The sequence below is a fragment of the Oscillibacter sp. CU971 genome (genome assembly GCF_905219725.1).
Taxonomy (GTDB): Bacteria; Bacillota; Clostridia; order Oscillospirales; family Oscillospiraceae; genus Oscillibacter.
Window position 1 is genome coordinate 1 of sequence record NZ_CAJMXG010000065.1, and the last position, 14037, is coordinate 14037.

Here is a 14037-nt window from a genome sequence, read left to right on the forward strand (position 1 = left end):
TAAGTTCCTTCTGGATTTCCTTCGGAATCCTATTGCCTTCTGCCGTTTCTTTCTTCGCGGCTAGCTTAATGACATTAGACGCCGTGGCTCCATAATACTGGAATGGCCTCGGCAAAATTGACGGCTTTGCAGCCAGGCTTGGATGGTGCTGCCGTCTGATCACCAGCGGATGCGCACTCTCTGTTGTGGTACCGCAATATAGTAAGAAGTACCAGCCATGAGGCTGGTACTTCTTCTGCCATACCAAATCCTTTTCATTTGTCGCAAATCTGTCGTAAAACTCAAAAACGCGCTTCTTGCTTTGCAACAAATCAGGTTATTTTCTCCATTCCTTTCTTCGAAACAGCCGTTTCTCCAAATATTTAATGTCAGAATTTAGTCCAGCGGCTTCATCGTGGGAAACAGGATCACATCCCGGATGGTATCCGCCCCGGTCAGCAGCATGACGCATCGGTCAATGCCAATGCCCAACCCGCCAGTAGGAGGCATGCCGTATTCCAGAGCCGTAAGGAAATCCTCGTCCATCATACCAGCCTCATCGTCTCCCTTGGCCCGCATCTCAACCTGCTTCTGGAACCGCTGGCGCTGGTCAATGGGATCGTTGAGCTCGGAGAAGGCATTGCCCATTTCACTGTGGCAGATAAACAACTCAAACCGCTCGGTGAGCCGGGGGTCCTTGGGAGACCGCTTTGCCAGCGGCGAGACATCCACAGGGTGCATCGTGATAAAAGTAGGCTGAATCAGCTTTTCTTCCACCTTCTGATCAAAGCACTCATACAGAGCATTGCCCCAGGTCTTGTCCGCTGTTTCCGGCAGTTCTACGCCGATGGATTTGGCGGCGGCGACCGCCTCCTCATCCGAGCCGATTGTCATAAAGTCGATGCCGCAATACTGCTTCACCGCCTCATGCATGGGCATACGAGGCCAGCCAGGAGTCAAATCAATATCCTCACCCTGCCACTGTACCTGATAAGTCCCCAGCAGCTTCTGGGCAGCGGATGACAGCAGGTCCTCAAAAAGGTCCATCATATCATTAAAATCCGCGTAGGCCTGATACAGCTCAATGGTGGTGAACTCTGGGTTATGCTTAGGGTCCATGCCCTCGTTGCGAAAGATGCGGCCGATCTCATATACCCGGTCCATACCGCCCACGATCAGCCGCTTTAAAGGCAACTCGGTGGCAATACGCATATACATGTCGATGTCCAGGGTGTTGTGATGGGTTATAAAAGGCCGGGCGGTAGCACCGCCGGAAATGGTGTTCAGCACAGGCGTTTCGACCTCGATATATCCCCGGCCGTCCATAAAGTCCCGCACATGCTTGATGAACTTCGACCGGACCAGGAAGTTGCTCTTCACATCCGGGTTCACCATCAGATCCACATAGCGCTGGCGGTAGCNGAGCTCCTTGTCCTGGAGGCCGTGGAACTTCTCCGGCAGAGGCAGCAGGGACTTGGAGAGCAGGGTGATGTTCTTTGCCCGGACGCTCATCTCCCCCCGCTGGGTGCGGAAGACCTCGCCGTCCACGCCGACAATATCGCCGATATCGAATTTCTTGAATTTCTTATAGACCGCCTCGTCCATTTCGTCCTGGCGGGCATAGAGCTGAATGCGGCCGTCCTTGTCCTGCAAATCGCAGAAGCTCACTTTCCCCATGCCCCGCTTGCTCATGAGGCGGCCCGCTACCTTGACGGGCTTGCCCTCCATGGCGTCGAAGTTCTCCTTGATCTGCCGGGACGTGGCGTCCCAGTCAAAGCGGGTCAGCTGGAAGGGGTCCTCCCCCGCCGCCTGGAGCTCCGCCAGCTTCTCCCGGCGGACCCTGGTCTGCTCGCCCATGTCCATCTCGGGCTTTTTCATTTGTTCTGCCATGCTTTTCTCCTTCCCTGACGATGCTCAGCGCNCGATCTTCAAAACCTTATACTGGATATTCCCCCGGGGGGCCTCCACCACGGCGGTCTCCCCTTCCTTCTTGCCGATAAGGGCTTTTCCAAAGGGGGACTCCTCGGAGATAATGCCGTGCATGGGGTCGGATTCTTGGGAGCCCACAATGGTATACGGCGTGGGCATGGGCTTGCCGTCGGGTCCCTCCACCGTTACCTTGCAGCCGATGGCCACCACATCGGTGTTGCTGCTCTCGTCCACAATGACGGCGTGCTGGAGAATTTCCTCCACCTCGGCAATGTGGGAATAGAGCTTGCCCTGTTCGTTTTTGGCCTCGTCATATTCGCTGTTTTCGCTGAGGTCGCCGAAGCCCCGGGCNACCTTGATNTGCTCCGCCACCTCGTCGGACCGGGTGGTCNNGAGGTAGTTCAGTTCCTCCTGCAGCTCGTCGTNACGAGCCTGACTCATCTTGTATTCTTTTGCCATATCGGACGGTTCCTTTCTTCATTATGCCTCACGNCGGGAGTCGAATTTTCCCAGGGCACAATTTTACAAGATGATATTATATAGAAGGACTTCGGGAATGTCAAGCCTCTCCGCCCGCGGCAGCCTTCCCTGTCCCCAGAACGATCTGCTCCCGCTTCAAGACCCCCGCTTCCCGGAGGACCGCCAGGAGCTGGCCCCGGTCCGCGCCATGCGGCAGGGCCTCCTCCGCCTCCGGCGGCAGAGACAGCGGCGGCAGGGCCTGACCCTCGTCATAGAGCCGCAGGGCCACGGGATTTTTCAGGGACAAATCCGTCCTGGGGTCGAACAGGACCAGGGCTTCCGCCCCCTCCATCTGGTCCTTGGAGGGGCCCAGCAGCAGCGACACGCCGTACTCTCGCCGGAGCTGGCGGCAAAGCTCCTCCCCGCCGTAGGGCAGGTCCAGCAGCACATAGCGGTGCCGGAGGCACAGCTCCGTCACGGTCCGCACCGCCTCCCCCGTCAGCGCCGCCGCCGACACCGCCACCCGGGCCCCGGCTACCGGGCAGCCTTTCTCCGTCAGCCCTACCCGGACCCAGTCCGCCGCCAAGGCCCGCCGCAGGGCCAGGGTGGCTACAGGCCGCAGGCCGCATTTCAACAGCAGCTCCCGGAAGGGGAACTCCTCCGGCAGCACCACCTGAGTCACGCCGCGCTTTCGCAGCTTCTTTCCCGCCGCCACACAGCGGCGGCGCAGAACCGCCCCATGGGGGCTTTGTATAATCTCCGCCTGTAAAAAACGCATCTTGAGCACAAAGCGCTCCTCTATCTGAACGCTTTTTTGTCCCCTCTTGGACTCCGTCAAGGCTAAGTAACCTACCATAAAAGCACTACCTCCCGCCCCATGATATGGGGCGGGAGGCCGGAATATGTATCGGAATCAAGCGTCCTTTGCAAATGTGGCCCCGGTGAGGTAGCCTTTGGCGATGGGATTGATAATCGTATTGTTTTCTTTGATCTCGAAATGGAGGTGAGGGCCGGTGGAATTTCCCGTGGAGCCGGTAATTCCAAGCACGTCGCCCTGCTTTACCTGCTGGCCCACGCTGACCTTCCGGCTGCTCATATGGCCGTATAGGGTGGTGTTGCCCGCGCCGTGGTAAACAACCACATAATGCCCGTAGGACTTGGAGTACTCGGAAATGATAACCTGTCCCGCCTTGGCGGCGTAGATGCTGCTGTTGTAGCCTACCCGGCCGATGTCGGTTCCCTTGTGGTTCGTGGAGCCGATGCCGCCGGGAGAGGCCCGGCCGCCTACGGTAGAGGTAACATAGCGGCTATTTACCGGCCAGATATACCCGCCGGGATTGGAGGTGGGGCCGGATTGGCCCGCCGCGGCCCGCCGGGCCGCTTCCTCCTCCTCCATCTTCTTAATCAGGGCCTTGATCCGGGCCTGGACCTGCTCCTCCTCTTCGGAGAGGTCGTCCAGGGCGTTTTCCTGCTCCTGCTGCTGCTGGCGGAGCTTTGTCACCAGGGCGTTGGCCGCGTCCCGCTGGGAATCCAGGTCCCGCTTCTTGGCCTCCAGCTCCGCCTTGGCCTCCTCAGAGGCGGTTTTCTGCCCCTCCAGTTCCGCTTTCTTTTCGGCGGTAAGGGCTTGCAGGATTTTCAAATCGTCAATGACCCGCTGGTCATACTCCATGATCTCGTTCACCACGTCCAGGCGGCCCAGGAGATCCGAAAAGCTGTTGGCCCGGAACAGCACGGACCAGTACTCCACCTTCCCCTGCTCCTCCATAGCCCGGACCCGCTTGCAGAAAAGCTCATACTGGGCCGCTTCCCTGGCCTCCGCGTCCGCCAGCTCCGCCGCCGTCTGGGCAATCAGATCCTCATAGGTGGCAATTTCCTCTTCCTTGTTGCCGATCTCCTGCTCTGTTACGCCGATCTGACCGTCCAGGAGGCGCTTGCGCTCCATGGTAGTGCTGATATCGGAGGACAGCTTGTCAATCTGGGCCTGGATATCCTTTTTCTCCTGAGCCAGGCCCTTGGCGTCGCTTTTCAGCGCGTCGATGTCCGCCTGGGTCACCGCCGAAGCGGCGGGAGCCAGGTCCGCCAGAAGCAGGCACAGCGCCAGGGCCAGAAGCGGCAAGGACCGGAGGAGAAACCNTCTGCAATTTCGTTTCATGCCGCCCTCCTCAGACCTGTAAGTACTTCCGAATGGCGGAAAGGCTGCCCCCCACGCCGATGAAGATGCCCGCCCCCGCGAAGGAGCCCGCCACAGGGCCCCGGAGCTCCTTGAAGGGGATTACCTCGATGAGCTGCATAGCGTCGCTGGTGCTGACTCCCTGGGCCACGGCCTCATAGAGGCCCCACTCCATCAAGAAAGCCACGGAGGCCCCCAGGAAGCCCATGAGGAAGCCCTCATAGACGAAGGGCCAGCGAATAAAGCCGTTGGTAGCCCCCACCATCCGCATGATGGCGATTTCCTCCCGCCGGTCGAAGGTGGTGAGGCGGATGGTGTTGGAGATGATGAACACGGACACCAGGAACAAAATGGCAATCAGGGCCACGCAGACCACAGTCGCCACATTCCGCAGGGTGATGAAGCCACCGGCAATCTCCTCAGAGGCGTTGACATAGGCAATGCCGTCCACCGCATCCACTGCCGCCTTCGTCTGCGAGATGCGTTCCAGGTCCGCGACCTTAATGGAAAAACGGTCCCGCAGAATGTTGGGGTCCAGGTCCTGGAACATTTCCTCGTCGGGATACTGCTCTACAAACCGCTCCATGGCCTGCTGGCGGCTGATGAAGGTAANGGAGGCCACANTGGNAATCGCCGCCAGCTTGCTCTGGANGTTCNTGGGCTCCGCGAAGTCCTCCTCCACAAAGGCCAGCATCTCGTTCTCCCGTTCCAGGTCCTTCATAAGCCCGTTGGCGTTCACCGCCACCAGGGTGAAGGTCCCCATGATGAGAAGACACGCCACGGTGATGCCGATGGCGGCGAAGCTCATGAACCCATGGCTGAACATGTTGGAGACGCCCTCATGGATAAAATATCCGAAATTGTGCTTAGACATGAATGCGTCCTCCCACATAGCCGCCGACGCTGTCATTGACCACACGGCCGGAATCAATGGTGACCACCCGTTTGCCGAAGTGGTCCNCCAGGTCTTTCTCATGGGTTACTACCACCNTGGTGGTGCCCAGCTTGTTGATTTTCACCAATAAATCCATCAGCTCCAGGGACCGCTCCGGGTCCAGGTTTCCGGTGGGCTCGTCGGCGATGATGGTGGCCGGGTTGTTCACCAGGGCCCGGGCAATGGCCACCCGCTGCTGCTCCCCGCCGGAAAGCTCGTCGGGGTAGCTGTAGGCCTTCTTCTCGAGGCCCACCAGCTCCAGCACGTAGGGAATGCGCTTCCGGCTCTCCTTGGCGGAGNCNCCCACGGCCCGCATGACAAAGGCCAGGTTATCATAAACCGTCTTTTTTTCAATCAGGCGGAAATCCTGAAAGATGACCCCCAGAGTCCGGCGCATCAGGGGAATCTGGCGCTCGGAAATGTTCCGGGTGGAAAAGCCGTTGACCCGAACCCGGCCCGCGTTGGGCTCCACCTCGCCGGTGAGCAGCTTGATGATGGTGGACTTGCCGGAACCGGAGGGGCCCACCAGGAAGACAAATTCGCCGGGGTCAATCCGCAGGGAGATTCCCCGGATGGCCTTGGTTCCGTTGTCGTATTCCATTTCCACGTCCTTCAATTCAATGAGGGCGCTTTCTGATTCTAACATAGAGGCACCTCCAAATGGCGTCGAAAACTGGGAGAGGCGGGGGCAGCCGACAAAATTCGGATATAATTGTAGCATAAACCACGGGCTCAGTCAATGCGGAGCGCCGCCAAACTATTGTGGTAGTCTTCGTGTATCTTTTATCACGAATTCTCAAAAATGATAATACCATTTCATTTCCCAGGAACAGCCTTCCGGCGGCACACAAGAAAGCGGCGGACAGAGGTCCGCCGCTCAGGCTCTTATCAGGAATCAATGCCCCGGGAGTTCAGGTATTTCTTGACCATCAGCGCCACCTTGAAGGTGATGGCGTCGTCGAACTCCCGCAGGTCCAGGCCCGTCAGCTTCTTGATCTTCTCCAGCCGGTAGACCAGGGTATTCCGGTGCACGAACAGCTTCCGGGCCGTCTCGGAGACGTTCAGGTTGTTCTCGAAGAAGCGGTGAATGGTGAAGAGGGTCTCCTTGTCCAGGGCGTCGATGGGGTTCTTCTTGAAGACCTCCTGAAGGAACATCTCGCAAAGGGTGGTAGGCAGCTGGTAAATCAGGCGGCCGATGCCCAAGTTCTCGTAGTTAATGACATATTTTTCCGTGTCGAAAACCTNGCCNACGTCAATGGAAATCTGGGCCTCCTTATAGGACTTGGCCAAATCCCGCAGATGGGTGGCGATGGTGCCGATGCCCACGACCACGGTGCTCTCCGTGCCGGAGCGGAGGCTTTCCTCAATGGAGGAGGCGATTTTATTCAGCTCCCGGAAGCCCGCTCCCTCGGGCATCTGCCGGACCAGGACCACATCCCCGTCGCCGATGTTCAGCACGAAATCGTTCTGCCGGTCAGGGAACATAGCCTGCACCACGTCGGTGGGAACGGACTCCCCTTTCTTCAAAGCCCGGACTACGAACACACCCCGGGCCACATCGGCGGTAACCCGCAGCTCCTTGGCCCGCATGTAGATATCGCCCAGCATGATGTTGTCAGAGATGATATCCTTGATGAAAGACCCCCGGTCATGCTTTTCCTCATAATACGCCTTGGCCGCGTTCAGCGCTACCGTGGCCACGGAGCACACCGCTTTGCTCACGTCGTTTTCCCCAAAGGCGAACGCCGCGTAGTCAAATTGATTCCCCCAGCCGTTCAAGGCCTTAAAGGTTTTTCCCTCGGAGGAGATCAGCGCGCCGGCGGCATTGTTTACCACTGGGACATACTCCGTCCACCGCTGGCCGATCAGGGAGAGCTCGCTGCAGGCAATGACCACGCCTTCCCCATCAATGACTCCAATCGTGCGGTCCGTGTTTTCCTTCAACTGCAATACCACATTTTGATAAATTCTTCCAGACATGGCCGTCCTCCTCACCTAAAATACCGGGGAAGCAGTGATACCATTTTTTCAACATCCCTATTATATCGTCAACTTCACCAAATTGCAAGATGTTTTTTCTTTTTTCAACAAAAAACTCATTCCCTTTTTGGTAAGTATTCGGACTTTTTCTCAGAACTACACAAGGGCACGCAGTTTTGCAATCTCCTCCTCAGTCAAAAAGCGAAATGCCCCCCGGGGAAGCTCCGGGTCCAGGGGCAAATCGCCCATTTGCACCCTCTCGAGGTATGCTACCGGCTTTCCTCTCGCCGCCAGCATCCGCTTAATCTGATGAAACTTTCCTTCCCGTAGGGTTACCCGCGCTTCGCTCTCTTCCCCAGCCGTAAGAATCTCCAGCCCGGCGGGAAGGCATTGAAGTCCATCCGCCAGGGACATTCCGGCAGCGAAAGCCCGGCAGTCTTCCTCTGTCAGACGGCCAGACGTCCGGACATAGTACACTTTGTCCACATGCCGTTTTGGGGAAAGGAGGGCATGGGCCAAGCCTCCCTCATTCGTCAGCAGCAGCAAGCCCTCGGTGTCCTTGTCCAAACGGCCTACGGGAAAAAGCTCCTGCCGCTGAAGGTCCCGGGGCAGCAATTCCAGAACCGTCCTCCCCCGCCCATCCTCGGTCGCGGAGAGAAATCCGGCGGGCTTATTCAGCATAACCCAAGTATAACGGCGGAAGAGCAGCGGCTCTCCGTTCACATGAATCGCCGCCTCCTCCGGGTCAANCTTTTCTTCTACGGAAAGAGCGGCGGCGCCGTTTACCGTTACCAATCCCCGGCGGACCAGCTCTTTCGCCTCCCTGCGGGACCATTTTCCCGTGGAGGCGATGATTTTATCCAGCCGCTGCTGTTCCACGGCGTTACTCCCCCTTCCGGCCCTTTTGCATGGGCCCTTTGATTGCTTGTTTAATTGTAGCATATTTTTATGAAAAAATGAATAAGGAACTGTCAGGAGGGATTGACATGTTGATTTGGACCGCAAAATTTTCCCGAAAGAAAGCCGTCGCCGCCGTCGTCCTCATGGGCGTGGTTATGGCGGCGCTGATTGTCCTGACCGGCCGGACCCCGGAAGAGCCGGAAGTTCCACTGCCCACGCTGTCAACCAATGAGGAGCGAATAGCCTATCTGCGCTCTCTAGGCTGGGAGGTTGAGCCGGAGCCTATCGAAACCCTGCAATTCCTGCTGCCTGCGGAGCTGGAAGAGCCCTACCGCTCTTACAACGAGCTTCAGCTCAGCCAAGGCTTCGACCTGACAAATTGCTGCGGCAAGCAGATAAGCCGCTGCACTTACACCGTCACAAATTACCCGGGCCAGGCTGAGGGCGTGCAAGCGAATCTTTACATTTGCGAGGACGCGCCGGTGGCCGGAGACGTCTGCTCCTCCGGAGCCAGGGGATTTCAAGAGCCGCTCATTCAAAAGGGGGAATGAGAAAAAAGGACTGCCGCGAAAAACGGCAGTCCTTTTTATGCNCAGGAAATTACTCAGCGATGTCGGTGACAGCGCCGGAGCCAACGGTGCGGCCGCCCTCGCGGATAGCGAAGCGGAGGCCCTTCTCAATGGCGATGGGGGTGATCAGCTCCACGGACATTTCGACGTTATCGCCGGGCATGCACATCTCGGTGCCCTCGGGCAGGGAGATGACGCCGGTGACGTNGGTGGTACGGAAGTAGAACTGGGGACGATAGTTGTTGAAGAAGGGGGTGTGACGGCCGCCCTCTTCCTTGGACAGGACGTAGACCTGGCCCTTGAACTTGGTGTGGGGGTTGATGGACTTGGGCTTCGCCAGAACCTGACCGCGCTCAATGCCATTGCGGTCGATGCCGCGGAGCAGAACGCCGATGTTGTCTCCGGCCTCGGCGAAGTCCAGCAGCTTGTGGAACATCTCGATGCCGGTGACGACGGTCTTCTTGGTCTCGTCGGCCAGGCCCACGATCTCGACTTCTTCGCTGAGCTTCAGCTGGCCGCGCTCCACACGGCCGGTGGCGACGGTGCCGCGGCCGGAGATGGTGAACACGTCCTCGACAGGCATCAGGAAGGGCAGAGAGTCGTCGCGGGGAGGAGTGGGGATATAGTCGTCAACAGAATCCATGAGCTCCTTGATGCAGGCATACTCGGGAGCGGCGGGATCGCTGGAATCGGACACCAGGGCGTTCAGGGCGGAACCCTTGATGATGGGCAGATCGTCGCCGGGGAACTCATAGGTGCTCAGCAGCTCACGGACTTCCATCTCCACCAGCTCCAGCAGCTCCTCGTCGTCCACCTGGTCGCACTTGTTCAAGAACACCACGATGGCGGGCACGCCCACCTGGCGGGCCAGCAGAATGTGCTCACGGGTCTGGGCCATGGGGCCGTCGGAGGCGGCGATGACCAGGATCGCGCCGTCCATCTGAGCAGCGCCGGTGATCATGTTTTTGATATAGTCGGCGTGGCCCGGGCAGTCGACGTGGGCATAGTGCCGCTTTTCGGTCTCATATTCCACGTGGGCGGTGTTGATCGTGATACCACGGGCCTTTTCCTCGGGAGCCTTGTCGATGCTGTCATAAGCCTCGAATTCGGCCTTGCCCTGGAGGGACAGCCACTTGGTGATGGCGGCGGTCAGGGTGGTCTTGCCATGGTCGACGTGGCCGATGGTGCCAATGTTTACATGGGGTTTGTTTCTTTCAAACTTTTGCTTAGCCATTTGAAAATCCTCCTAATTCATGTTCGGTTGCAGTCTGGGCATTGCGAAACGATAATCAGCAATGTCTATTCTACAGTATTCCAACTGGAAAATCAATCCCCTTTTCCCAATTTGGTCCAGGGCTTTTCCAAAGGTCAGTTGGGCTTCACCCGGGTTTCCACGATCTTTTCCGCGATGCTCTTGGGAATCTCCTCATAGCTGTGGGGCTCCATAGAGTACTGGCCGCGGCCCTGGGTGCTGGAGCGCAGGTCGGTTGCGTAGCCAAACATGTTGGCCAGAGGCACCAGCGCGTCCACCTGCTGGGCGCCGGGACGGGCTTCCTGTCCCTGAATCTGACCGCGGCGGGCGGTCAAATCGCCGATCACGGTGCCAAGATACTCGTCGGGGACGATGACGGAAACCTTCATGATCGGCTCCAGCAGCGTGGCTCCCGCCTTGCGGCAGGCNTCCTTGAAGGCCATGGAACCGGCAATCTTAAAGGCCATCTCGGAGGAGTCGACCTCGTGATAAGAGCCGTCGTACAGGGTGACCTTCACGTCCACCACCGGGAACCCGGCCATGACGCCCGCGTTCATAGCGCCCTGGATACCCGCGTCGACAGCGGGGATATACTCCTTGGGCACCGCGCCGCCCACGATGGCATTGACAAATTCGTAGCCCTTGCCGGACTCGTTGGGCTCCACGCGGATTTTGACGTGGCCGTACTGGCCCTTGCCGCCGGACTGGCGGGCATACTTGGTGTCCTGCTCCACCGATTTCTTGATGGTTTCCTTATAGGCAACCTGGGGCGCGCCCACGTTGGCCTCCACCTTGTACTCCCGGAGAAGGCGATCGACAATGATCTCCAGATGCAGCTCGCCCATGCCGGCGATGATGGTCTGGCCGGTTTCCTCATCGGTGTAGGTCTTGAAGGTGGGGTCCTCCTCCGCCAGCTTGATGAGGCCCATGGTCATCTTCTCCTGGCCGGCCTTGNTTTTAGGNNCAATGGCCNCCCGGATAACGGGTTCGGGGAACTCCATGGACTCCAGAATGACGGGGTGCTTTTCGTCGCAGAGGGTATCGCCGGTGGTGGAGTTTTTCAGGCCGATGACCGCGGCGATGTCGCCCGCGTACACGGTTTCGATGTCCTCCCGGTGATTGGCGTGCATCTGGAGGATGCGGCCAATGCGCTCCTTCTGCTTTTTCGTGGAGTTGAGCACCTGGGTGCCGGTGTTCAGCGTGCCGGAATAGACACGGATGAAGGACATGCGGCCCACATAAGGATCCGTGGCAATCTTGAATGCCAGGGCGGAGAAGGGCTCGTTGTCAGAGGAGGGACGCTCCTCTTCTTCCTCGGTGCTGGGGTTGACGCCCTTGATGGCGGGAACGTCGNTGGGAGAANGCANATAGTCCACGATGGCATCCAGCATCTTCTGCACGCCCTTGTTTTTATAGGACGTGCCGCAGGTGACGGGGACCATTTCGTTGGCGATAGTAGCCTTGCGGATGGCGGCACGGATCTTGTCCTGGGGAACCTCCTGGCCGTCCAGATACATCTCCATGATCTCCTCGTCGAACATAGAGACGGCGTCCATCAGTTTCTCATGGTACTCGTTGGCACGGTCCACCATGTCGGCGGGGATCTCCTCCACCCGCATGTCCTTGCCCAGGTCGTCATAATAGATATCCGCGTCCATCTCCACCAGGTCGATGATTCCCTTGAAGGTCTCCTCGTTGCCGATGGGGAGCTGGATGGGCACGGCATTGCACTTCAGGCGGTCCTCCACCATGTGGAGCACGTTGTAGAAGTCCGCGCCCATGATGTCCATTTTGTTGACGTAGATCATCCGGGGGACCTTGTAGGTGTCGGCCTGACGCCACACGGTCTCGGACTGGGGCTCCACGCCGCCCTTGGCGCACAGAACGGTCACAGAGCCGTCCAGAACGCGCAGAGAGCGCTCCACCTCCACNGTGAAGTCCACATGGCCCGGGGTGTCGATGATATTGATACGGGTGGGCTTGAACTGGTTTTTGGAACCAGACCAGTAGCAGGTGGTGGCGGCGGACGTGATGGTAATGCCGCGCTCCTGCTCCTGGGCCATCCAGTCCATCGTGGCGGTTCCGTCGTGGGTCTCGCCGATTTTATAGTTCACGCCGGTGTAGAACAAGATCCGTTCCGTGGTCGTGGTCTTGCCCGCGTCGATGTGAGCCATAATGCCGATGTTTCTGGTGTTTTCAAGCGATGTTTTTCTCGGCATACTTGATTTNTCTCCTAACTAGCTTACCAGCGGAAGTGCGCGAAAGCCTTGTTGGCCTCGGCCTGCTTGTGCATGTCCTCGCGCTTTTTCACAGCNGCTCCGCTGTTNTNGGCGGCGACCATGATCTCGNCGGCAAGACGCTCCGCCATGGTGCGTTCGCTCCGGGCGCGGGAATAGGTGGTCAGCCACCGAAGGCCCAGCGTGGTGCGCCGGGCGGGACGGACCTCCATGGGGACCTGATAGTTGGCGCCGCCCACACGGCGGGCCTTGACCTCCAGGCTGGGCATGATGTTGTCCATGGCCTGGGTGAACACTTCAACGGGGTCCTTGCCGGTCTTTTCCTTGATCTGGTCAAAGGCCGCGTAGACCACCTTCTGCGCCACGCCCTTTTTGCCGTCCAGCATCACGTTGTTGACAAGACGCGTCACCAGCACGGAGCCGTACATGGGGTCGGGCAGAATTTCTCTCTTGGGAACATTACCTCTTCTAGGCACTATGCTTCCCTCCTTCATAATGATTCTATGATCTCATAGGTACTCAAAAGGCGTATCTCAGCCTTCCGTGAATGCCTCTGCCGAAGGGCAACGCCCCGCATTTATATAAAATGCCTGTTCGGCAAAGTGATTCGTTGGGGTTGTCCTTACTTGGACTTGGGCCGCTTGGCGCCGTACTTGGAACGGCTCTGCATCCGGCCGGACACGCCCTGGGTATCCAGAGTGCCGCGGATGATGTGGTAGCGGACGCCGGGGAGGTCCTTGACACGGCCGCCGCGGATCATGACCACGGAGTGCTCCTGGAGGGAGTGGCCCACGCCGGGGATATAGGCGGTGACCTCGTAGCCGTTGGTCAGGCGCACACGGGCGATCTTACGCAGAGCGGAGTTAGGCTTCTTGGGGGTCGCGGTTCTCACAGCGGTGCAGACGCCTCTCTTCTGAGGGGAGGGCTGATTGGTGGTCTTGGTCTTCAGGGTGTTCAGACCGAACTGCAGGGCGGGAGAATTGGACTTGTAGGAAGCCTGTTCTCTTCCTTTCCGGACCAGCTGGTTAAAAGTAGGCATTGAATTTCTCCTTTCTTTCATATTTTTGCTTTATATGTTTTACAGAAAGCCGGTGGGCTATTCCGTAAAAACCAAAATTTTCTCACGCGCTCAATCCGTCAGCTCCACCGCGACGGAGGCTCCCACCGAAATCCCGCAGGCCCGGCCCAGCTGGGCCATGGTCCGCTCCGTCTCCACGGGGATGCCGGCGGCGGCGCACTCGGCGGCGATGGGCCTGGTCAGCGCCGGGTCGGCGTCGCCGGCCAGGAACACCCGGCGGGCCCGTCCCTCTCGGATGGCCTTGCGGGACTGCTTCACGCCGACGACCCGCTTTTCAGGCTCCATGGGACTGACCTCCTCCAGCGACGCTTCCGCTGAGGAGCGCACGGCAAAATTCACGGACTTCAGGTCCGCGCAAGTAGGCATTATAGCATGACCTCTCCCAGCCGTCAAGCGTTTTTGCCAAAAAGATTTTGATTTTCCTGTTTTTCCAGGGATTTCCCCGGCTCCGCTCACACCAGTGGCGGCTTGAGGAAGCCGATCAGGGCCAGGACCGTGAAGTGAGCGGGATAAAAAGCGTAACAAAAGCGCTGAGAGCCCTTCCCGGCCC

The 14037-nt window shown here is 58.5% G+C and carries 15 protein-coding genes; 1 reads left to right on the top strand and 14 read right to left on the bottom strand.

Annotation, left to right across the window (positions count from 1 at the left end; translation table 11 throughout):
* The 9 genes from JX325_RS06570 to JX325_RS06610 all read right to left on the bottom strand — a co-directional run.
* The coding region (locus tag JX325_RS06570) for a hypothetical protein (protein WP_204790358.1) at window positions 1-310 on the bottom strand (310 nt) is incomplete at its 3' end.
* Window positions 311-375: 65 nt separating this feature from the next.
* The gene (gene lysS / locus JX325_RS06575) at window positions 376-1869 is read right to left on the bottom strand and encodes a lysine--tRNA ligase (RefSeq protein WP_204790359.1); all 1494 of its coding nucleotides are present in this window, start codon (window positions 1867-1869) and stop codon (window positions 376-378) included.
* 24 nt (window positions 1870-1893) lie between these two features.
* Entirely contained in the window at window positions 1894-2367 is a 474-nt protein-coding gene (greA, locus tag JX325_RS06580) for a transcription elongation factor GreA (RefSeq protein ID WP_204790360.1), read from the bottom strand.
* A 100-nt stretch (window positions 2368-2467) separates the two neighbouring features.
* Window positions 2468-3145, bottom strand: coding sequence for a hypothetical protein (locus tag JX325_RS06585; RefSeq protein ID WP_204790361.1), 678 nt, complete (start codon window positions 3143-3145; stop codon window positions 2468-2470).
* Between the two features lie 135 nt (window positions 3146-3280).
* Window positions 3281-4519 carry a murein hydrolase activator EnvC gene (locus tag JX325_RS06590; RefSeq protein WP_204790362.1) on the bottom strand — a complete coding sequence of 413 codons (1239 nt, stop codon included), beginning with the start codon at window positions 4517-4519 and terminating at the stop codon, window positions 3281-3283.
* Window positions 4520-4529: 10 nt separating this feature from the next.
* Window positions 4530-5411, bottom strand: coding sequence for a permease-like cell division protein FtsX (ftsX, locus tag JX325_RS06595; protein ID WP_204790363.1), 882 nt, complete (start codon window positions 5409-5411; stop codon window positions 4530-4532).
* Window positions 5404-6117, bottom strand: coding sequence for a cell division ATP-binding protein FtsE (ftsE, locus tag JX325_RS06600; RefSeq protein ID WP_204790364.1), 714 nt, complete (start codon window positions 6115-6117; stop codon window positions 5404-5406). Before ftsE ends, ftsX begins: the two co-directional genes overlap by 8 nt.
* Before the next feature lie 242 nt (window positions 6118-6359).
* Window positions 6360-7451 (bottom strand): CdaR family transcriptional regulator, encoded by a 1092-nt coding sequence (locus tag JX325_RS06605; RefSeq protein ID WP_204790365.1) that lies wholly within the window; start codon window positions 7449-7451, stop codon window positions 6360-6362.
* Window positions 7452-7607: 156 nt separating this feature from the next.
* On the bottom strand, window positions 7608-8330 hold the full coding sequence (locus JX325_RS06610) for a pseudouridine synthase (protein WP_243413959.1): 723 nt from the start codon (window positions 8328-8330) through the stop codon (window positions 7608-7610).
* A gap of 107 nt (window positions 8331-8437) precedes the next feature.
* Between JX325_RS06610 and JX325_RS06615 the strand changes: the two genes are divergently transcribed.
* On the top strand, window positions 8438-8902 hold the full coding sequence (locus JX325_RS06615; protein WP_204790367.1) for a DUF4830 domain-containing protein: 465 nt from the start codon (window positions 8438-8440) through the stop codon (window positions 8900-8902).
* 49 nt (window positions 8903-8951) lie between these two features.
* On the opposite strand, the gene tuf is transcribed toward JX325_RS06615, so the two are convergent.
* The 5 genes from tuf to JX325_RS06640 form a co-directional block, all read right to left on the bottom strand.
* Window positions 8952-10154: an elongation factor Tu gene (gene tuf / locus JX325_RS06620; protein WP_204790368.1), complete on the bottom strand. Its 1203-nt coding sequence runs from the start codon at window positions 10152-10154 to the stop codon at window positions 8952-8954.
* 134 nt (window positions 10155-10288) lie between these two features.
* Window positions 10289-12391 carry an elongation factor G gene (fusA, locus tag JX325_RS06625; RefSeq protein ID WP_204790369.1) on the bottom strand — a complete coding sequence of 701 codons (2103 nt, stop codon included), beginning with the start codon at window positions 12389-12391 and terminating at the stop codon, window positions 10289-10291.
* Between the two features lie 23 nt (window positions 12392-12414).
* Window positions 12415-12885 (bottom strand): 30S ribosomal protein S7, encoded by a 471-nt coding sequence (rpsG, locus tag JX325_RS06630; protein WP_204790370.1) that lies wholly within the window; start codon window positions 12883-12885, stop codon window positions 12415-12417.
* A 146-nt stretch (window positions 12886-13031) separates the two neighbouring features.
* Window positions 13032-13448 (bottom strand): 30S ribosomal protein S12, encoded by a 417-nt coding sequence (rpsL, locus tag JX325_RS06635; RefSeq protein ID WP_204790371.1) that lies wholly within the window; start codon window positions 13446-13448, stop codon window positions 13032-13034.
* A 90-nt stretch (window positions 13449-13538) separates the two neighbouring features.
* On the bottom strand, window positions 13539-13772 hold the full coding sequence (locus tag JX325_RS06640; protein ID WP_204790372.1) for a ribosomal L7Ae/L30e/S12e/Gadd45 family protein: 234 nt from the start codon (window positions 13770-13772) through the stop codon (window positions 13539-13541).
* Window positions 13773-14037: the final 265 nt, after the last annotated feature.